Source organism: Streptomyces sp. NPDC051018 (genome assembly GCF_044456085.1).
Taxonomy (GTDB): Bacteria; Actinomycetota; Actinomycetes; order Streptomycetales; family Streptomycetaceae; genus Streptomyces.
In genome coordinates, this window is record NZ_JBITFN010000017.1 from 75,161 (window position 1) to 95,450 (window position 20,290).

A 20,290-nucleotide genomic window follows, 5' to 3' on the forward strand; every position below is an offset into this window, starting at 1 on the left:
GTGGGGCACCGGCTCGTCCGGCGGTACGGCATTCTGTTGCCGGAGTCCGTAGTGACCCGGAAAGCGCAGGATTCCGTCGAGGAGTCGAGAATGATGCAGGAATCTGCCGAAGGCGTCGACGAGCTGGATCTCGCCCTGATCAATGCCCTGCAACTCGATCCCCGGGCCCCCTGGTCGAGGGTCGGCACGGCCCTCGGGGTGGACCCGGTCACCGCCGCGAGACGGTGGTCACGGCTGGCCGAGGAGGGGATCGCATGGGTCACCGCACACCCGGGCAGGCTCCCGGTCGTCGCGTTCATCGAGGTCGACTGCGAGGCGGGGTGGGTGCCCGCCACCGCCGCCACGCTGGCCCGGTGGCCCCATGTGGTCAGCGTCGAGCACACCAGCGGCGCCCATGACCTCCTGCTGACGGTCATGCTGCCCGGACTCAACGCGCTCTCGCGCTTCGTGCGCGACTCCGTCGGGACGGTGAACGGGGTCCGGGCGACCCGGACACAGCTGATCACCAAGGTGTACGCGCTGGGGGCGACTGGCGGCTGAGGGCGCTCGACGCCCGGCAACTCGCGCGGCTGAGCACATCGGTGGAGGTCGGCGGCCCTACGGTCAGGCCGCTTCCCGCGACGGACCGGCACCTCATCCGGCTGCTGAGCCGCGACGGACGCGCCTCGCTGACGGAACTCGCCGCGGAACTGGGGTGCGGCATCGGCACCGTCCGGCGGCGACTGCGTTCCATGGTCGCCGAGCGGTCGGTTCTCCTCCGCTGCGATGTCGCCCAGCCCCTCTCGGGGTGGCCGGTCCCGGTGACGCTGTGGGCACAGGTACCCGCTGGTCAGCGCGACACGATCGCGAAGGACCTCACCACCGTGCCCGAGACCCGTTCCTGCGCGATCATGACCGGCGGCTCCGGCAACTTCCACTACGGCGCCTGGCTGCGCTCGCTCGACGACACCCACCGGCTGGAGCTGTTGCTGGCCGAGCGGTATCCCGCACTGCGGATCACCGCACGCATGGTGACGCTGGGGTTCGTCAAACGGGCGGGACGGCTGCTGGACGACGCGGGCCGCAGCATCGGGACCGTTCCGATGGATGTGTGGTTCGACCCCGTCGAGGCCGCGAGGGCGGCGGAGGCGGACGTCCCGCCGCCCGGGCCGTAGCGGCACGGCCGTCCGGCTGCCGGGGTCCTGGACGTATCAGCCGGGTTCGAGCGGATACGTCACTCCGGCGCCCTCTCACGGCAGGTGCCGACGGCCGGGGAGGTGGTTTTCCATGCCGCGGCCCGGGGACGGCGGGCGCGACGTTCCGCCGGGCCGGCGCCCGGCGGTGCTCCTGTGACGGCACGGTCCGGGCCGTGGCGCCGGCACACCCTCCGTCCCGCGCACGGTCCGGGCGCGGGCGAGGGGCCGGGCCGGTGCGCCGGTCCGCCATGCGCCCCGCGCACACGTCCGGGCCCGGGAGACGGGCAGGGCCCCTCGGCGGGGGAGCCGGCGCGGACCCGGGCCGTATGCCCCGTACGAGGCCGTATGCCCTGTACGAGGGGGACGGCCCATGTCCGTGTCCGGGAGGCCCCTGCGCCGGGGAGTGGCGGCTCAGCCCTGGGAGCCGAGGTGGTGCACCCGCACCATGTTCGTCGTGCCCGGCACCCCGGGGGGCGAGCCCGCCGTGATGATCATCGTGTCTCCCTCGTTGTGCCGCTGGAGCTTCAGCAGCTCCGCGTCCACCAGGTCGACCATCGCGTCCGTGTTGTCGACGTGCGGCACCACGAACGACTCCACACCCCAGCTCAGGGCGAGCTGGCTGCGGGTCGACTCCTCGGTGGTGAAGGCGAGGATCGGCTGGCAGACGCGGTAGCGGGAGAGCCGGCGGGCCGTGTCACCGGACTTGGTGAAGGCGATCAGGGCCTTGCCGTCGAGGAAGTCCGCGATCTCGCAGGCCGCGCGGGCGACGGAGCCGCCCTGGGTACGGGGTTTCTTGCCCGGGACCAGCGGCTGGAGCCCCTTGGACAGCAGTTCCTTCTCCGCCGCCACCACGATCTTCGACATGGTCTTGACGGTCTCGATGGGATACGCGCCCACCGAGGACTCGGCGGAGAGCATCACCGCGTCCGCGCCGTCCAGGATCGCGTTCGCCACATCGGACGCCTCGGCGCGCGTGGGACGCGAGTTGGTGATCATCGACTCCATCATCTGGGTCGCCACGATCACCGGCTTGGCGTTGCGGCGGCACAGCTCGACGAGCCGCTTCTGCACCATCGGGACCTTTTCGAGCGGGTACTCGACGGCCAGGTCGCCACGGGCGACCATCACACCGTCGAACGCCATGACGACGTCCTCCATATTGGCGACCGCCTGCGGCTTCTCCACCTTGGCGATGACGGGGACCCGGCGGCCCACCTCGTCCATCACCTTGTGGACGTCCTTGACGTCGTTCGCGTCCCGGACGAAGGAGAGCGCCACCAGGTCGCAGCCCATCCGCAGGGCGAAACGGAGGTCCTCGACGTCCTTCTCGGACAGCGCCGGGACATTGACGGCCGCGCCGGGCAGATTGATGCCCTTGTGGTCGGAGATCACCCCGCCCTCGACCACGATCGTCTTCACCTGCCGACCGGTGACCTCGACGACGCGCAGCTCCACATTGCCGTCGTTGATCAGGATCTGGTCGCCCTTGGAGACATCGCCGGGCAGCCCCTTGTAGGTGGTGCCGCAGATGGTCCTGTCGCCGTCCACGTCCTCGGTGGTGATGGTGAACTCGTCACCGCGCACCAGCTCGACCGGACCCTCGGCGAAGGTCTCCAGCCGGATCTTGGGCCCCTGGAGGTCGGCGAGCACGCCGATCGCGCGGCCGGTGTCCTCGGAGGCCTTGCGGACGCGGTGGTACCGCTCCTCGTGCTCGGTGTGGCTCCCGTGGCTCATATTGAAGCGGGCCACGTTCATTCCGGCCTCGATGAGCGCTTTCAGCTGCTCGTACGAGTCGACGGCGGGGCCCAGTGTGCAGACGATTTTGGAACGGCGCATAAGGCGGATCCTATCGGTTTGTTTCTGCTCGGAATATTCCGGCTGGCAGAAGATACAAATGGGCGACCCGCTGCTCAGCCGAGTGAACGGGTGGACACCAGCGCGAATGTCTGACGCGCGATTTCCAGCTCCTCGTCCGTCGGAACCACGGCCACCGCGACCCGTGCGTCCGGCGGCGAGACGACCCGGGCCTCCCGGGAGCGCTCCGCGTTCAGCCCGGCGTCCAGTGCGAGCCCCAATTCCTCCAGTCCCGCCACCGCGGCTTCCCGTACCGCGGGCGCGTTCTCGCCGACCCCGGCCGTGAACACCAGCGCGTCCACCCTGCCGAGTACCGCGTAATAGGCACCTATGTATTTCCTGAGCCGGTGGATGTAGACGTCGAACGCCAGCCGGGCGCGCTCGTCACCCTCCTCCACCCGGCGCCGGATCTCCCGCATGTCGTTGTCCCCGCACAGCCCCACCAGACCGCTTCTCTTGTTCAGCAGCGCGTCGATCTCGTCCACGGACATGCCCGCGACCCGCTTGAGATGGAAGGTGACCGCCGGATCGATATCGCCGGAGCGGGTCCCCATCACCAGCCCCTCCAGCGGGGTCAGACCCATCGAGGTGTCCACGCACCGGCCGCCCGCCACCGCCGAGGCGGACGCGCCGTTGCCCAGGTGCAGCACGATCACATTGACGTCCTCGGGCGCCTTGCCCAGCAGCTTCGCCGTCTCCCTCGACACATACGCGTGCGAGGTGCCGTGGAAGCCGTAGCGGCGGATCCGGTGGGCGTCCGCCGTCTCGGTGTCGATCGCGTAGCGTGCGGCCGGCTCCGGCATCGTCGTGTGGAACGCGGTGTCGAAGACGGCGACCTGCGGCAGATCGGGGCGCAGCGCCCGGGCGGTACGGATACCGGTGATGTTCGCCGGATTGTGCAGCGGAGCCACGGGGACCAGCCGCTCCACCTCCGCCAGCACCTCGTCGTCGATCACGGTCGGCTCGGTGAACCGCAGCCCGCCGTGCACCACCCGGTGGCCGATCGCCGCCAGGCCCGGGGAGTCCAGCCCCAGCCCGTCGGCCGCCAGTTCGTCGGCGACCGCCTTCAGGGCCGCGTCGTGGTCGGCGATCGGGCCGCTCCGCTCCCGCTGGACAGAGCCGGCGCCGTCGCCGCTCAGCGGGGTGTGGACCAGCCGGGACGTGGCCTCGCCGATCCGCTCGACGAGGCCCACCGCCAGCCGGGAGCCGCCCGGCATGTCGAGCAGCTGGTACTTCACCGACGAGGAGCCGGAGTTGAGGACGAGGACTCGGGTCGCGGTCACGGTGGCGGGTCCTTCTGTGGGGGCGGTCATCGGGAGGTCACGGGTCGGAGGTCGCGGCCGGAGGGCCGGGTCGGAGGGCAGAGGGCGGTCATACGGAAGAGGGTTGCGCGGCCGAGGGTTGCGCGGGCCGTTCGGGCCGCTCGGGCTGTTCGAGCGAGGGCTCGGGCTGTGCCTGGATGGCCGTGATGGCGACCGTGTTGACGATGTCGCCGACGAGAGCGCCGCGCGAGAGATCGTTCACCGGCTTGCGCAGCCCCTGGAGCACCGGCCCGACCGCGACGGCGCCCGCCGAGCGCTGCACGGCCTTGTAGGTGTTGTTGCCGGTGTTGAGGTCCGGGAAGATCAGCACGGTCGCCCGGCCCGCCACCTCGGAGTCCGGCAGTTTGGTCGCCGCGACGGACGGATCCACGGCCGCGTCGTACTGGATCGGGCCCTCGATCCGCAGATCGGGGCGGGCCCGGCGCACCAGCTCGGTCGCCTCCCGCACCTTGTCCACGTCCACGCCCGAACCGGAGGTTCCGGTGGAGTACGAGAGCATCGCGATCCGCGGCTCCACCCCGAAGCGGGCGGCGGTGGCGGCCGACTGTACGGCGATGTCCGCGAGCTGCCCGGCGTCGGGATCCGGGTTGATGGCGCAGTCGCCGTACACCAGCACCCGGTCCGCGAGGCACATGAAGAAGACGGACGACACGATGGCCGCCGCCCCCGGGGCCCCCGGCTCCCGGGTCTTGATGATCTCGAACGCCGGGCGGATCGTCGCCGCCGTCGAGTGCACCGTTCCGGAGACCATGCCGTCGGCGAGGCCCTCCTCGACCATCAGGGTGCCGAAGTAGTTCACATCCGCCACCACGTCGTACGCCAGCTCCACCGACACGCCCTTGTGGGCGCGCAGCCGTGCATACCGCTCGGCGAAGCCCTGGCGCAGCTCCGAGGTCTCCGGGTCGACCAGCTGCGCGGCCGAGAGATCGAAGCCCAGGTCGGCGGCCTTCTTGCGGATCACCTCCGGGTCGCCCAGCAGGGTCAGATCGCAGACGTCCCGGCGCAGCAGCACATCGGCGGCGCGCAGTACCCGCTCCTCCGTGCCCTCGGGCAGTACGACCCGGCGGCGGTCCGCGCGGGCCTGCTCCAGCAGTTCGTGCTCGAACATCATCGGGGTGACATGGCCGCTACGGGTCACCGCGAGCCGCCCCAGCAGCTCGCCGGTGTCGACATGGCGCTCGAACAGCCCGAGGGCGGTCTCCGCCTTGCGCGGGGTGGAGGCGTTCAACTTGCCTTCGAGGCTGAAGAGTTCGGTGGCGGTGGGCCAGCTGGTCCCATGGACCGAGATCACCGGCGTGCCGGGCGCGAGCCGGGACGCCAGGGTGAGTATCTCCGGGCTGGGCCGCTCGTTCAGGGTGAGCAGCACCCCCGCGATGGGCGGGGTCCCCGCCGAGTGCGCGGCCAGCGCGCCCACCACCAGATCGGCACGGTCGCCGGGGGTGACCACCATGCAGCCGGGGGTCAGCGCGGTGAGGAAGTTCGGCAGCATCGCCCCGCCGAAGACGAAGCCGAGGGCGTCGCGCGCGAGCCCCGAGTCGTCGCCGAGCAGCACCGTACCGCCGAGCGCGTGGGTGATCTGGGCGACCGTGGGCGCGGCGAGCGCGGGCTCGTCGGGCAGGACGTAGCAGGGGACCGGGAGACGGGCCGCGAGCCGCTCGGCGATCACCTCACGTTCGCCGGGAGCGACCCGGTTGACGACCATGGCGAGAACATTGCAGCCCAGGGCGTCGTACGCCCGGTGGGCATTGCGCGCCTCGGCCCGTACGGACTCCGCGGTCTGCCCCCGGCCGCCCACCACCACGACCACCGAGGCACCGAACTCATTGGCGAGCCGGGCGTTGACCGCCAACTCGTCCGGGAGCTGGGTGGCGGCGAAGTCGGTACCGAGGACGAGGACGACCTCGTACTCCCGCGCCACCCGGTGGAAACGGTCGACGAGCCGGGAGACCAGCTCGTCGGTGCCCTGCTCGGCCTGGAGGGCGGACGCCTCGTGATAGTCCATGCCGTACACGGACGCGGGGTCCTGGGTCAGCCGGTAGCGGGCGCGCAGCAGCTCGAACAGCCGGTCGGGTCCGTCGTGCACCAGGGGGCGGAACACTCCCACCCGGTCCACCTGGCGGGTGAGGAGTTCCATGACCCCCAGATCGACGACCTGGCGGCCGTCCCCGCGATCGATCCCGGTCACGTACACGCTGCGTGTCACGCGTGCTCTCCCGTCCACCCGTATCGGTGCTCGTGCTCGTACTGACATGCCCGGAGGCGGTGCCGGGCCCGAGGGCCGTGCCCAGGGGGACGCCGACCCCGGAGGTCCATGCCGAGGGCCGGCCGGGGCTTGTCCTGCGGCCCGGGCCTCCGACCGGGCCTCCGGCCGTGCTGCGTCGGTGCTTGCGCCCGGGTAGCCCGCTGAGCTTCCACTCGGGTACCCGCTCGCCCGTGCTCGGCACAAAACCGCTGGTCGGCGGCTGCTCCCTCTTGACAGTACCTCCGGGGGTGGATATAGCGCCTGTCGGGTAGGCGCCCATTGTCCTCCCGTGGAAAAGGAGGCGGGAGGGCCCGGTGAGATCGGGAGCGCGGGGCCCTGGAGCCCATGAAACAATTGACTCTCGGCTCACCTGTCCCACGACGAGCAGGAGACACAGCGCGATGCGTATCGGAGTGCTCACCGCTGGGGGCGATTGCCCCGGACTGAACGCAGTGATCCGGTCGGTCGTGCACCGGGCCCTCACGGGGCACGGCGACGAGGTCATCGGATTCGAGGACGGCTTCAAAGGGCTCCTCGACGGTCACTACCGGCCCCTCGACCTCAACGCCGTCAGCGGCATCCTCGCCCGCGGTGGCACGATCCTCGGCTCCGCGCGGCTGGAGCGCAACCGGCTCCGCGAGGCCGCCGAGAACTGCGGTGAGATCCAGCGGCGGTACGGCATCGACGTCCTCATCCCGATCGGCGGCGAGGGCACCCTCACGGCGTCCCGGATGCTGTCCGACGCGGGCATGCCCGTCGTCGGTGTGCCCAAGACCATCGACAACGACATCTCCGCCACGGACCGCACCTTCGGCTTCGACACCGCCGTCACCGTCGCCACCGAGGCCATCGACCGGCTCAAGACCACCGCCGAGTCGCATCAGCGGGTGATGGTCGTCGAGGTGATGGGCCGGCACGCGGGCTGGATCGCCCTGGAGTCCGGTATGGCGGGCGGGGCGCACGGCATCTGTCTGCCGGAGCGGCCCTTCCAGGTCGAGGACCTGGTGAAGATGGTGGAGGAACGCTTCTCCCGGGGGAAGAAGTTCGCCGTCGTCTGCGTCGCCGAGGGCGCGCACCCCGCCGAGGGCTCCATGGACTACGGCAAGGGCGAGATCGACCAGTACGGCCACGAGCGCTTCGTGGGCATCGGGAACCGGCTCGCCGCCGAGCTGGAGCACCGGCTCGGCAAGGAGGCCAAGCCGGTCATCCTCGGGCATGTGCAGCGCGGCGGAGTGCCGACCGCGTACGACAGGGTGCTCGCCACCCGGTTCGGCTGGCACGCGGTGGAGGCGGCCCACCGGGGCGACTTCGGGCGGATGACCTCGCTGCGGGGCACGGATGTGGTGATGGTGCCGCTGGCGGACGCGGTGACCCGGCTGAAGATGGTTCCGACGAGCCGGATGAACGAGGCGGAGTCGGTCTTCTGACGCCTGTTCCGCCAGGCGCGGGGAGCGGGGCGCGATGCGGGGCGGTGCCGGTACGGCCCGGGTTCGGTTCGGTTCGGTCTTGCGGTGACGGATCCCCCGGTGCGTACGGTGAAGGGCCGGCCGGTCCTGCGGTCCCGGGGCGGTGCCGGTTCGGTTCGGTCTTACGGTGAAGGGTCCGCCGGTGCGTACGGTGAAGGGCGGGCCGGTCCTGCGGTCCCGGGTCGGCGCGGGTCGTTACGGGGAGGGTTCGGCCGGTCCTGACATTGTCGGGTCGGTCCGGTCGTCCGCAGCCCGGTGACGGGCCCTGAACCGGTGACGGGCACTCCGGTGGGGCCGCTGGTGATGTGGTCCGGGGCCGGCTCCGATGGGGCCGTTCCCGGACCGGCCGAGGGTCGTGCCCGGCCGCCGAGGCTCCCTGCCCGGGCTGCCGGGCGGGGTGACGACCCGTCGCCGACTCCGCCCGCGCGCCCGACCGCGGGGGTGCGTCCGCCGTGCGCCCGATTCCGCGCGTCCACCTCTTCCTCCGTCCGTGCCTCCGGCCCCGGTGACCGGCCTTGATCGTCCCCCCGGTGGACGATCAAGGCCGGTCGTGTCGCCCTGTCCCCTGTCGTGCCAGGGGGCCGGGGCCGCTTTTCCGCCGTCGCGCTTCCCGGCACGGATGGCGCAGATCACTCTTGAGCCGACCGCCGCGGATGGCAAGGCTGTTCTTGTCCGGGACATGTCCCAGATGTGTCCCAGCATGTCAGCGATGGACGGAGGACGGATGGATCCCGAGGAGAACCGGGCTCCCGATCCGGAACAGGCGGGTGGAGCCGCCGAGTTCGTGGCGCGATTACAGCAGCTCAAGGACTGGTCGGGCCTGACCTACCGGGAGTTGACGTCCCGTGCCGAGGCGGTCGGGGATGTGCTGCCGCGCTCCACCGTCGCCAATATGCTCAGCCGCTGCACGCTCCCGCGCGAGGAGCTGGTGGCCGCCTTCGTACGGGCGTGCGGCTGCGGTCCCGGGGCCGCCGAGACCTGGCTGAGGGTGCGCAAGGAACTGGCCCGCCGGGAGCGTCAGCCGGGGGAGATCCCGGAACACCGGAGCGGACCGAGGCCGGACCCGGCTGCCGGGTGTACCCAGGACCCGACCGGTGGTGACACCAGCCACGAGGCTCCCCCGGAAGCCCCGGAACCTCACATACACCACGCACACGCCGAACCCGACAGGCCCAGGGCATCCGGGAAGCACGACGAGCCCGAGGCACCCGGGAAACACCTGGCACCCGGCGCGTCCGGGAAGCCCGGGAGGTCGCCCGGTGCGGAGCCGGGCCCCGGGGTGCCGCGCCCGGTATGGGGCGCCGCGGTGGTCGTCCTGGGCGCCGTCCTGTTCGCGGTGGGGCTCACCGTCGCCGACGACGAGGACGCGGATCCCCCAAGGGGGACACGGCACGGCACCGGCACTCTCGTCAGCGGTCCGCCCGGGACGCCGCGCGGGGAGCCGGCCCTGGCCCGCCTGAGCGCGCCCACGCCGGGCCCCGTACGCATCAAGGCCGTCCACTCCGGGCTCTGTCTGGCCGAGCGCGGCGACCGGAGCGGACTGCTCTACCAACTGCCCTGCGGGTCCGGCTCCGTCCCGGCCTTCTCCCTCCAGCGGCGCGGTGAGAACTGGCGGATCGCCACCCGGCATCCGACGTACGGTCCGGGCTGCACCGGTGTGAGCAATGGGTCGAGGGAGACCGAAACCCCGCTCAACGACCAGGAGTGCGGCAAGCGCGGTACGGCGGAGGCGTTCCGGCTGGAGCGGTTCGGCGCGGAGGCGGGCGTCTTCCGGCTGCGGCCCCTCCACAGCGATCTGTGTGTAGGGGTGGAGGACCGGCTGGTGGGACCCGGCGCGGAGATACGGCAGCAGAGCTGCGACAGGTCCGGCGCGGCCCAGACCTTCGTACTGGAACGCGCTCCCGGAGCCCGGCGTTGAGGCGGAAGCGGGTCGAGCCGCCGCCCTCCGCCGTAAGCCCGAGCCCCGCCGGGGTCCCGGGCCGGGCCGACGCGGAGTGCCCGGCCGACGGGCAAGTCCCGGCCGCAGCGGGAAACCCGACCCAAGAGGGACGCCCGGTCCCGCGGGCACGCTCGGCCCCCGTCCCACCCCCGGGGCGCGCCCGGACCAGGACCCCGTCGAGCTTCCGGCCCGGCCCCCGGAGCCCGGCATCGAGGCCGCCCGGAGCCGGGCCCCGGGCCCGTCGGTCCGCAGCCGGGTCCCTGCCCCCGGCCCCGCTGAGGCGCACAGGCCCCGCACCGGGCCCGGGAACACCCCGCCCCGAATCAGCGCGCCCCGAATCAGCGCGCCCCGAATCAGCGCGCCCGGGATCACTCCGCCCCGGATCACTCCGCCCCGGATCAGCCAGGAAGGGTCCGATCGCCGTCATCGCCCCCGCGCTGGTCCGGATCCGGGTCCGCCAGGACCCAGAAGTGGTCGCCGACCAGCTCCAGGAACTCCCGGCCCGCGGCCTCGGAGTCCTCGGCGGTCTGCGCCCAGCCCGGACCCGCGTCCGCCGTCCGCACCCGGTAGGCGGTGTGCAGCTCCTCCAGAACGGCCGTGATCAGCTCCCGGTCCATCGGGACCAGCTTCGCCACCGGCCGTACGTACCCCTGCCACCGCCCCTTGACGGCGCTCCGCAGCAACGGCGCCAGCTCCCCGTCCCGGCCGATGGCCCTCAGCAGTTCGCGCGGGCGCAGACGCAGCACCTCCGCGAGGAGGGCGGTGTGCCGCTCGCTGCCCCGCCAGCGGCCGGACTCCTCCATCCGGGCGTACGCGCCCGGTGTCATGCCGATCAGCCGGGCCAGCTCGTCGGCGGCCAGCTCCCGCGCCAGCCGGTGGTCCTCAAGGGTGGTGGCCGCGTCGACCAGATCCTCGGGGGCGCACCACAACACCCCGGCGAGCGCGGTCAGTTCCCGGTCGCCGGGTGCGCCGATGCCCCGCTCCCAGGAGAGGATCGTGTCCTGACGGACATGGAGTCCGTACTGCGCGCGAAGGCCGTACGAAACATGACCGGCTGTCATCCCGAGGGCCTCCCTGAGGCGGCGCGCGGCGGAGCGGTCGAAGGGAGGGGTGGGAGCGTGCTGCACGCGCTCACCGTAAGGCGCCCAAGGGGCCTCCGACCAGGGTGTGTTCTCCCGACATCCTTTGGCGCGGGCGCGTTCCGGCCGTTTCCCGGCCGCAGGATGACGGCCGGCCGCACACTCCGGGAACACGGGGTGGACGGTGGATGACGGGAGTGCGGCGCGGAGGCGGGACATCCGGAACGGACGGCGGGGGAGCGGCCCGGTGAACCGGTGGGGCACGGGCCGGGGACAGTGGTGGGAGAGAGGCCCGGTCCCCCGTTGGGGTACGGGGTGGGGGACGGCGCCGGGGGAGCGGTGGATCACCCGGCTGCTGGTGCCATCGGTGGCGCTGGCCGTGCTGGCCGCCATCACCGTGAGCGTACGGAACCAGGTCCTCCAGGACGCCCAGCTGGCGGCGAACCGCGCCCAGTTGAAGAGGGCCTGCCAGGGGCTGCTGCCCCAGGACCGGCTGCGGCCCTTCCTGTCCGACCGCTCCGCGGGACGGCTGGTCGAGTACGGGACGGTCCTGGAACCGGGCCAGGAGAGCCGGGCGCTCCTGGACTGCCGGCTGTCGTGGGCCGGCGCGGGCACGGCCGACCCCGACGGCGCAGAGGTACGGGTGCGTGCCGAGGCGCTGCTCCGGGTGCGGGAGGACACTCCGGAGGACTCGGCGCAGGAGGCCAGGACGTTTCCGCTGCCGCTTCCGCCGAACGCGGTGGGCGACTTCGAGACCGACGAGGACGAGACCGTGGCCACCCTGCTCGTCACCTGCCCCGGAGGGCTGGTCCGGCGCACCGGGCGCACCGGGGAACTCCAGGTCACGGTGAGTCTGCCGCTGCCGCCGCACGGGCCCGGCCAGGCCCGTGCGGAGGTACGCGCGTACCGGCTGGCGGCGGCCCGTACCGCCGTCTCCGTCGCCAACTGGATCGCCGAACGCCGTCGCTGCGGCGGTGCGCCCCTGCCCCTGAGCGGCCCGCCCACCTCGCCCGACCCGGCGCTCTGCGACTGGCTCGATCCGTTGGCGCTGGGCCTGGGCGGCAGTTGGCAGGCCGGGCGCGACCGGCCCTACCGCACGCGCAACGGCACCTGTGAGGCCCGGCGCACGGACCTGGAGACCACCCCCGAACGGCTGACGATCACCTCGCTCAGCGCGCAGAGCGCCACCGGGGTGAAGGGGCGGCTACTGCGGGAACAGCACCTTCAGTACGAGGGTCCGCCCCCGCGCGAGGACGGGCGGACGGTGTGGATCGGCGGGGACCCCCTCGACGTCGCCGTATGGGCCGAGGCCGACTGCGGCGGCGAGGTCGCCTATCACCGGGTCTCCGTGATCCCGGAGATCCCCCCGGACCGGAGCGGCCAGTTCTTTGTGACCGCGGACGAGCGGCGGCGGCTGGCCGGTACCGCGCGAGCCGTACTGACGCGCTATCTCGCCGCGGGCAGCGCCTGGCCGAGGCGGTCGCACTGCCGTGACACCACCGTGGCCGAGGGCCCATGACCGGCCCGCCGAAGGACCCGGCCCCGGACCCCGCGCGCCGGGATCCCCCGCACCCGGACCCCTCGGACGGGGACCGTTCGTACGGGGATCACTCGCACCTGAACCCCCCGCACCGGAACCCTCTCGGGCCGGAACCCGACCCGCTGGGCCCGGATCCCCTGGTCCTGGATCCCCTGGTCCTGCGCACGGTCCCGCTGGATCCCGATCCCGGCCCCGGGGAGACGGAACCGCCGCCCCCGCCCCGGGGCCGGCCGGGTGCCCGCGCACGCGGGGCGGCCGTCGCGGTCCTCGTCCTGCTCGCGCCGCTGGCCGCCTGGTTCGCCCTCGGAGGGGAGCTGCCGGACGGGTGGCTGGAGGACCGAGCCCTGGACGGGGCGTGCGACGGGCTCCTTCCGGTGCGTGAGACCCGTGACGCGCTCGGCCCCGGAGAACTCGCCGAGAAACGCGAGGAGATACGCGCCGAGGGCGGCCTCCGCGACCCGGAAAGCTCGCTGTACGTCCGGTGTGTGATCACCCGGATCGCGCGGGACGGCGGCGAACACCCCGACCGCGAGGGCTCGATCGAGGTGGCCGTCCACGGCGTCCCCACGCTGGAGGCGGACCGCGACCGGCGCGACGGCAGTCTGTACGGGGACGCCGACGCCGACCGCCCCGTACCCCTGGGTCACGGCTGGACCGGGTACTTCGACGGCTACGGCAGGGAGGACACCGCCTGGGCCCGCGCGAGCGCCGCCGTGCTGCTCGACTGCCGGGACGGCCCGGCCGATCTGCTGATCACCGTGGACGGCGATGTGGAGGGGACGGCCGTCGACAACCCGGCCGACCGGGTCCGGCTGGTACGGATCGCCACCGCCACCGCCGTCGGATCCGCCGAACGCCACGGCTGTGACGCGCCCCTGGGCCGGGTACCGGACGGCGTGCCGCTCCCGGTCGGCGAGGACGAGGACGTCGAGCCGTCCGCCGCCGCCGGCACCTGCGTGGGCGTTCCCGCCTTCGAGGGGGCCCGCGTCTGGGAGAGCCCGCGCGGCGCCACTCCCAGGGAGCACTGCGAGATCGGCCGCGACGAGCGGTCCGAGGCGTATGAACTGGACGCCTACTACGGCCCGTACGCGGAGGACATGCGACTGCGGATGTCCACCGGGACCGAGTACGAGGGCGCGTACACCACGAGCGCGGTCTGTCCGTCGGGGGACGAGCCCGCGCTCTACGTGGTCCGGATGCGGCACGGACCGGACGGCAGCCAGGCGTATCAGCGTGCGGCGCTGAAGGCGTTCGCCGTGCGCTCGGCACGGGAACGGGGCTGTACGGTCCCCAACCGCCCAGCCCTCTACCGGGCCACGACCGACCCGGCCGTGCCCGCGCCGCCTCCGCCGCCCACGGGGCAAGGGGACTGACCAGGACCGGCCGGGCGGGCCCGGGCGTACGCGGTGGCCGCCGCGGACGGCGCTCCGGTCGGCTGTCCCCCGGACCGCCGCCGGTGCCTGTCCGTTTCCGTCCGGACGGCCTCCCGTGAGTGGTGCCGCCGGGACGGCCGGTGGTGTCCCCGGCGGTTCAGGCACCCCGGGGCCCGTCCCGCGGTCGTGACCGGGTCCGGGGCAGCCGGCGCCGGGGAAGTGCCGGGAGGCCGTCGCCGATACGGGGTCCGGGCTCGGGGGGCGGGAGCCGGTACCCGGGATTCAGGACCGGGACGGCAGCCAGCGGTACTGGAGTTCGGGGCGGCCGATCTGGCCGTACTGAGGGCTGCGGGCCGCGCGCCCCTGGGCCACCAGATGCTCCAGATAGCGGCGCGCGGTGATCCGCGATATCCCGACCGCCGCGCCCGCCTCCGCGGCCGTGAGCCCCGTCGCCGACGCCCGCAGGGTCCGGGTCACCGCCTCCAGCGTCGGCCCGCTCAGTCCCTTCGGCAGCGCACCGCCCTCGGGGGCGCGGAGCGCGGCGAGCGCCCGGTCCACCTCGTCCTGGCCGCTCGCTTCACCGGCCGCCGCCCGGAACTCCGCGTACCGGCCGAGACGGTCGCGCAGGGTGGCGAACGTGAACGGCTTCAGTACGTACTGCACCACCCCCAGCGACACCCCCTCCCGCACGATCGCCAGATCGCGCGCGGAGGTGACGGCGATGACGTCCGCCGAGTGCCCGGCCGCGCGCAGCGAGCGTACGAGCGACAGCCCGTGCCCGTCCGGGAGATACAGATCGAGGAGCAGCAGATCCACCCGGGTGCGCTCCAGCGTCCGCACGGCCTCGGCCCGCGAGTGCGCGACCCCGGCCACCCGGAAGCCCGCGACCCGGCCGACGTAGTGCGCGTGCGCCGCGGCGGCGACGGGATCGTCCTCGACGACCAGGACGCTGATGGGGTCCGGCTTCCCGCTCATCCGGGCACCTCCGCGATACGCAGCGGCGATCGTACGCCACGGGGGCACCGGACCGCCGCGCCCGCCCGCTTCCGTACGGCCCCCGGCACACCCGGTACGCCCGGTGAGGCTCCGTCAGCGGGAACCTCCGCGGGGTCCCGCGGCGCGGGCGGCCGGTGGCGGGGCGCCGCCACGGGTCCGTGCGGTGAGGGCCTCCCGGGGCGGGTGACCGGGCCCCGGGGACCCGTATCCGACCGGCCCGTGCCCGACCGGCCTGTATCCGACCGGCCCGGGTCGAGCGGCGCGGGACGGACGCGGGGCCGGTGGCGTGATCCGATGGCTTCGGCCGGTGGCGTGGGCGTGGGGACGGTGGTCTGCGGCCGCGTACCGGCGGAAGGTCCCCCAAGGCCCTCACCGGCCCGGGTGGCGTGGATCGTGGTCCGCCTCCCCGGCGGGCCGGAGCCCGTACGGGTCATGCCGGCACCCCCCTTCGGAGCGGCAGTCTGACCGTGAACCGGGCGCCTCCGTCCGGGCCCTCGTCCAGGGTCACCGTGCCTCCGCCGCGGTGCACCGCCTGACGGACCAGCGCGAGGCCGAGGCCACGGCCGGGCCCATGGGTGGACCAGCCCCGGGCGAACACCTCGTCCGCGCAGGCGGGATCGACACCGGCACCCGTGTCATGCACCCGGATCAGCAGTTCGCCGTCGTCCGCGTGCGCGGTGACCGTGACCCGGGCCCTCGCCGGCCGGGCCCCGGCGGGCACCGCCTTCGGCGGCTCCCCGTCCCGGGGGCGCCGGCCCCGGCCCGGCACGGTGTCCACACGTCCGCCCGTCTCCGCTGCCGGGAGCGCCGACGCGCCCGGTTCCGTCGCCGCCGGGTGCCCGTCCGGCTTCCGTACGGGTGCGTCCGCAGCGGCGGTCGGCGACTTGGTGGGCCCCGGTCCGTCCGGCTTCCGTACGGGCCCCGGGGCGGGTTGCCGTACGGGTGCTTGCACCACGGCGGTCGGCGACTTGGTGGGCCCCGGTCCGTCCGGCTTCCGTACGGGCCCCGGGGCGGGTAGCCGTCCGGGTGCGTCCACCACGGCGGCCGCGGGCTCCGCGGGCTCCGGTCCGTCCGGCTCCGGCACGGGCCCAGTTCCGGGCCCGCGCGGGGGCCGCTGGGGGTCCGGGGCGTCCGGCAGCGTCGCGCCCGATGCCGCGTCCACCGCGTTGTCGATCAGATTGCCGAGGATCGTCACCAGATCGCGCGCAGGCAGCGACGGCGGCAGCACACCGTCGTCGATCCGGCTGTCCTCGGCGAGGACCAGCTCCACACCCCGCTCGTTCGCCTGGGCCGCCTTGCCCAGCAGCAGTGCCGCGAGCACCGGTTCACCGACCGCGCCCACCACCCGGTCCGTGAGCACCTGGGCCAGTTCCAGCTCCGCCGTGGCGAAGTCGACGGCCTCGTCCGTACGGCCGAGTTCGATCAGCGACACCACGGTGTGCAGCCGGTTCGCGGCCTCGTGCGCCTGGGACCGCAGCGCCTGGCTGAACCCGCGCTCGGAGTCCAGCTCCCCCGACAGCGCCTGGAGTTCGGTGTGATCGCGCAGGGTCACCACGGTGCCTCGCTGCTCCCCGCCCACCACCGGGCTGGTGTTGACCACGACGATCCGGTCCGCCGTCAGATGGACCTCGTCGACGCGGGGCTCGGACGCCAGCAGCGCCGCCGTGAGCGGCCGGGGCAGCCCCAGTCCGGCCACCGGGCGGCCGACCGCGTCCCCGGCCAGGCCCAGCAGCTCCCGTGCGCCGTCGTTGACCAGCGCGATCCTGCGCCGCCCGTCGAGCATCAGCAGCCCCTCGCGCACGGCGTGCAGCGCGGCCTGGTGGTAGTCGTGCATCCGGCTCAGTTCGGCCGCGTTCATGCCGTGCGTGTGCCGCCGCAGCCGGGCGTTGATCACATACGTGCCGACCCCGCCGATTGCCAGCGCCCCGCCCGCGACCAGCAGCAGGGCCGCCACCTGCTCCCGTACCCGCTCGGTGATCCGCTGGATGGTGATACCCGCGCTGACCAGGCCGACGACGCGCCCGTCGTCGTACACGGGCACGACGGTCCGGATGGAGGAGCCGAGCGTGCCGGAGTACTTCTCGCTGTACGTCTCGCCGCGCAGCGCCTGTTCGGTGTGGCCCAGATACGTCCGGCCGATCTGGTCCGGTTCCGGATGGGTCCAGCGGGTGCCGTCGGGGGCCATGATCGTGATGAAGGTGACGCCCGCGGCTCTGCGCAGGCCCTCCGCGTACGGCTGGAGCGCCGTGGTCGGGCGCTCGGTGCGGGTGGCGGCGATCACCGAGGGGGAGCGGGCCACGGCGGTGGCGGTCGCCGTGGACTGGAGCCGGGCGGTGTCCTCCGCCTGTGACCGGTCCGTGAGATACGCGAAGAGGGCACAGCCCGCCACGATCGCGGTGACCAGCACGACCTGCATCGCGAAGAGCTGGCCCGCGAGGCTGCGCGGGCGGCGTAGGCGCATGGGCACCAGTGTGCCCACCCCTTCGGGCGCGGGTTCCGGCGCCTACCCGGCCGCGCGTGCCCCGCCCGGGCGTGACCCGCGCAGGTGCGGGAGGACCGGCGGCGGTCGGCGTGCGTGGAGGCCCGGCCGCGACCGACGTCTCCGGTCATGCATATCCGGTCGCTGCCGACGCCTTCATGAACGAAAGGCACGCAAGGGTGACCCGGGTCACAGGGTGATGGATATTCACGGAGATCCATACGCGGACATGGACACGCTTGACCGAGGAGGACCCGTGACAGCCGGCGCACGCGGAAGGGACCGTACGCACTATCTGTACATCGCCGTCATCGGCGCGGTGGGGCTGGGTATCGCGGTGGGCTTCGCCGCCCCCGGGGTGGCCGTCGAACTGAAACCGATCGGTACGGGGTTCGTGAACCTGATCAAGATGATGATCTCGCCGGTCATCTTCTGCACGATCGTGCTGGGCATCGGATCGGTCCGCAAGGCCGCCAAGGTGGGCGCGGTCGGCGGGCTCGCGCTGGGCTACTTCCTGGCGATGTCGACCGTCGCCCTGGCCATCGGGCTGCTCGTCGGCAATGTGCTGGAACCGGGAGCCGGGCTCCAGCTCACGGACGCGGCGCGCGCGGCGGGCGACAAGGCCGCCGAGGGCGCGGGCGGCGAGTCCACCGCCGACTTCCTGCTCGGGATCATCCCGACGACCGTGGTCTCCGCCTTCACCGGGGGCGAGGTCCTCCAGACGCTGCTGGTGGCCCTGCTGGCCGGCTTCGCGCTCCAGGCGATGGGCCGCTCCGGCGAACCGGTGCTGCGCGGTATCGGGCATCTCCAGCGGCTGGTCTTCCGGGTCCTGGCGATGATCATGTGGGCCGCTCCGGTGGGCGCCTTCGGCGCGATCGCGGCCGTCGTCGGCGAGACCGGCCTGGACGCGCTGAAGTCGCTCGCGGTGATCATGATCGGCTTCTACGCGACCTGTGCGCTGTTCGTCTTCGTCGTGCTGGGCCCGTTGCTGAAGCTCGTCGCCGGGATCAATCTGCTGTCCCTGCTGAGGTATCTGGGCCGTGAGTTCCTGCTGATCCTCTCCACCTCGTCCTCGGAATCGGCCCTTCCGCGGCTGATCGCGAAGATGGAGCACCTGGGCGTGAGCAAGCCCGTCGTCGGCGTCACCGTGCCGACGGGCTACTCCTTCAACCTCGACGGCACCGCGATCTATCTCACGATGGCTTCCCTCTTCATCGCCAACGCGATGGGCGACCCGCTGAGCGCGTCCGAGCAGATCTCCCTGCTGATCTTCATGGTCATCGCCTCGAAGGGAGCGGCGGGCGTCACCGGCGCCGGTCTGGCGACCCTGGCGGGCGGCCTCCAGTCGCACCGGCCGGAACTGGTCGACGGCGTCGGCCTGATCGTCGGCATCGACCGCTTCATGAGTGAAGCGCGCGCGCTGACCAACTTCGCGGGCAACGCGGTGGCGACGGTTCTGGTCGGTACCTGGACCCAGGAGATCGACAGGGCGCGGGCGGCGGAGGTACTGGCGGGCCGGATCCCGTTCGACGAGAGGACCCTGCTCGACGACGGCCACGGCGCGCCGCCCGGCGAAGGCGGCACCGGCGCGGAGGGCGCCGGGGCGGGGGCCCCGGGCGCGGAGGGGCCCGGGGCGGAGGTTCCCGGCTCGCGGGAGGAGAAGACGGTCACCGGGAAGGTGTGACCCCGGACCGGGTGGTTCGTCCGTACTTCCCCCCGCGCGAACCACCCATTACCTTGGGTAACCCCAAGTAGCCCCAAGGGGATCCCCACCCGTCCGCCCCGCGCCCACCCTCCGTGATCCCCCATGGCGGAGGGCGGGCGCGGGGCGGATCCCGGGGGCTGTTCCACAGAACCGTTCCAGAGGGCCGGTTCAGGGGGCCAGCGCCCCGGACCCGATGCCTCACGCGTCGTCGTCCTCCCCGGGCCGGCGTGGTCGGCCTTGCCCTGACCTCGGCGTCAACGTCTACGGTCGACTGCATGCGAATCGGCGAGCTGGCGGAGCGGGCCGGGACCACCACCCGCACCCTGCGCTACTACGAGTCCCGCGGACTCCTGACCGCGCGGCGTACGGAGAACGGTTACCGCGTCTACGACGAGGACGACCTGCGTCTCCTCCGGCAGATCCGGACCCTCCAGGACTTCGGGTTCGAGCTGGAGGAGACCCGCCCCTTCGTGGAGTGTCTGCGCGCGGGTCACCCCTCGGGCGACTCCTGCCCCGCCTCGCTCGCCGTCTACCGGGCCAAGCTCAGCGAACTCGACGAACTGATCGGCCGCCTCGGCTCCGTACGTGCCCAGGTCGGCGCGCAGCTCGCACGGGCCGAGGCGGAAGCGCTGACCGGCTGCCCGGAACCACGATGCGAATTCGAAAGAGGTCTCGGTGAGTGACACATGATCCAGGCAGAAGGCGTGGCGGTCGTGACGGACACGGACTTCGCCACTGAGGTGCTGACGTCGGAGCGGCCGGTGCTGGTGGAGTTCACGGCGGACTGGTGCCCGCCGTGCCGTCAGATCGCGCCGGTCCTGAGCGCGATCTCCCAGGAGGAGGGGCATCGCCTCAAGGTGGTCCAGATCGATGTGGACACCAACCCCGAGACGACGAACCGTTACGGGGTGCTGTCGATGCCGACGCTGATGGTGTTCCAGGGCGGTGAGCCGGTGAAGTCGATGGTGGGCGCGCGTCCCAAGCGCCGGCTGATGCAGGAGCTGGAGGACGTGATCGGAGCGTAGGGCCCCGGCGGGACGCGCCCGCCGCACGGGAGCCGCCGGGGCGGCTGCACGGGTACGGGCGGGTCGGGCGGGCCTCGGTGCACCCGGCCCCCCGG

Annotated in this window: 15 protein-coding genes; 9 read left to right on the forward strand and 6 right to left on the reverse strand. The window is 73.1% G+C overall.

Translation table 11 applies throughout. From position 1 onward, the window contains the following. Positions 1 to 90: 90 nt before the first annotated feature. Both ACIBCM_RS26240 and ACIBCM_RS26245 read left to right on the forward strand, forming a co-directional pair. Complete coding sequence (locus tag ACIBCM_RS26240) at positions 91 to 540, forward strand: Lrp/AsnC family transcriptional regulator (protein WP_399247241.1); 450 nt, start codon at positions 91 to 93, stop codon at positions 538 to 540. A 41-nt stretch (positions 541 to 581) separates the two neighbouring features. Next, a complete protein-coding gene (locus tag ACIBCM_RS26245; protein WP_399247243.1) occupies positions 582 to 1,154 on the forward strand; it encodes an Lrp/AsnC family transcriptional regulator in 573 nt (190 codons plus the stop codon). A gap of 432 nt (positions 1,155 to 1,586) precedes the next feature. Here ACIBCM_RS26245 and pyk read toward each other — a convergent pair whose 3' ends face one another. The 3 genes from pyk to pta all read right to left on the reverse strand — a co-directional run bounded on the left by pyk (position 1,587) and on the right by pta (position 6,554). Then, on the reverse strand, positions 1,587 to 3,011 hold the full coding sequence (pyk, locus tag ACIBCM_RS26250; RefSeq protein ID WP_399247245.1) for a pyruvate kinase: 1,425 nt from the start codon (positions 3,009 to 3,011) through the stop codon (positions 1,587 to 1,589). Positions 3,012 to 3,085: 74 nt separating this feature from the next. After that, positions 3,086 to 4,342, reverse strand: coding sequence for an acetate kinase (locus ACIBCM_RS26255; protein ID WP_399247247.1), 1,257 nt, complete (start codon positions 4,340 to 4,342; stop codon positions 3,086 to 3,088). 58 nt (positions 4,343 to 4,400) lie between these two features. Next, positions 4,401 to 6,554: a phosphate acetyltransferase gene (gene pta, locus ACIBCM_RS26260; protein WP_399247249.1), complete on the reverse strand. Its 2,154-nt coding sequence runs from the start codon at positions 6,552 to 6,554 to the stop codon at positions 4,401 to 4,403. 440 nt (positions 6,555 to 6,994) lie between these two features. On the opposite strand from pta, the gene ACIBCM_RS26265 reads away from it, so the two are divergent. Together ACIBCM_RS26265 and ACIBCM_RS26270 are read left to right on the forward strand one after the other, a co-directional pair. Further along, on the forward strand, positions 6,995 to 8,020 hold the full coding sequence (locus ACIBCM_RS26265; protein ID WP_399247251.1) for an ATP-dependent 6-phosphofructokinase: 1,026 nt from the start codon (positions 6,995 to 6,997) through the stop codon (positions 8,018 to 8,020). Positions 8,021 to 8,768: 748 nt separating this feature from the next. Then, entirely contained in the window at positions 8,769 to 9,977 is a 1,209-nt protein-coding gene (locus ACIBCM_RS26270) for a helix-turn-helix domain-containing protein (protein WP_399247253.1), read from the forward strand. Positions 9,978 to 10,396: 419 nt separating this feature from the next. Here the strand turns inward: ACIBCM_RS26270 and ACIBCM_RS26275 are convergent, their stop codons facing one another. Continuing rightward, a complete protein-coding gene (locus ACIBCM_RS26275) occupies positions 10,397 to 11,125 on the reverse strand; it encodes a helix-turn-helix domain-containing protein (protein ID WP_399247255.1) in 729 nt (242 codons plus the stop codon). A 319-nt stretch (positions 11,126 to 11,444) separates the two neighbouring features. Between ACIBCM_RS26275 and ACIBCM_RS26280 the strand changes: the two genes are divergently transcribed. Both ACIBCM_RS26280 and ACIBCM_RS26285 read left to right on the forward strand, forming a co-directional pair. Further along, positions 11,445 to 12,596 carry a hypothetical protein gene (locus ACIBCM_RS26280; RefSeq protein ID WP_399247257.1) on the forward strand — a complete coding sequence of 384 codons (1,152 nt, stop codon included), beginning with the start codon at positions 11,445 to 11,447 and terminating at the stop codon, positions 12,594 to 12,596. Next, on the forward strand, positions 12,593 to 13,990 hold the full coding sequence (locus ACIBCM_RS26285; protein WP_399247259.1) for a hypothetical protein: 1,398 nt from the start codon (positions 12,593 to 12,595) through the stop codon (positions 13,988 to 13,990). Before ACIBCM_RS26280 ends, ACIBCM_RS26285 begins: the two co-directional genes overlap by 4 nt. Before the next feature lie 282 nt (positions 13,991 to 14,272). Here ACIBCM_RS26285 and ACIBCM_RS26290 read toward each other — a convergent pair whose 3' ends face one another. Together ACIBCM_RS26290 and ACIBCM_RS26295 are read right to left on the reverse strand one after the other, a co-directional pair. Continuing rightward, on the reverse strand, positions 14,273 to 14,965 hold the full coding sequence (locus tag ACIBCM_RS26290; RefSeq protein ID WP_399247261.1) for a response regulator: 693 nt from the start codon (positions 14,963 to 14,965) through the stop codon (positions 14,273 to 14,275). A 451-nt stretch (positions 14,966 to 15,416) separates the two neighbouring features. Next, positions 15,417 to 17,447, reverse strand: a complete 2,031-nt coding sequence (locus tag ACIBCM_RS26295; RefSeq protein ID WP_399247263.1) for an ATP-binding protein — start codon at positions 17,445 to 17,447, stop codon at positions 15,417 to 15,419. A gap of 247 nt (positions 17,448 to 17,694) precedes the next feature. Here ACIBCM_RS26295 and ACIBCM_RS26300 point away from each other — a divergent pair, with 247 nt between their 5' ends. The 3 genes from ACIBCM_RS26300 (at position 17,695) to trxA (ending at position 20,195) form a co-directional block, all read left to right on the forward strand. Next, a complete protein-coding gene (locus tag ACIBCM_RS26300; protein ID WP_399247265.1) occupies positions 17,695 to 19,149 on the forward strand; it encodes a cation:dicarboxylate symporter family transporter in 1,455 nt (484 codons plus the stop codon). Between the two features lie 296 nt (positions 19,150 to 19,445). Then, entirely contained in the window at positions 19,446 to 19,853 is a 408-nt protein-coding gene (locus tag ACIBCM_RS26305; protein WP_399247267.1) for a MerR family transcriptional regulator, read from the forward strand. Positions 19,854 to 19,856: 3 nt separating this feature from the next. Then, positions 19,857 to 20,195, forward strand: coding sequence for a thioredoxin (gene trxA / locus ACIBCM_RS26310; RefSeq protein ID WP_399247269.1), 339 nt, complete (start codon positions 19,857 to 19,859; stop codon positions 20,193 to 20,195). Positions 20,196 to 20,290 lie beyond the last annotated feature (95 nt).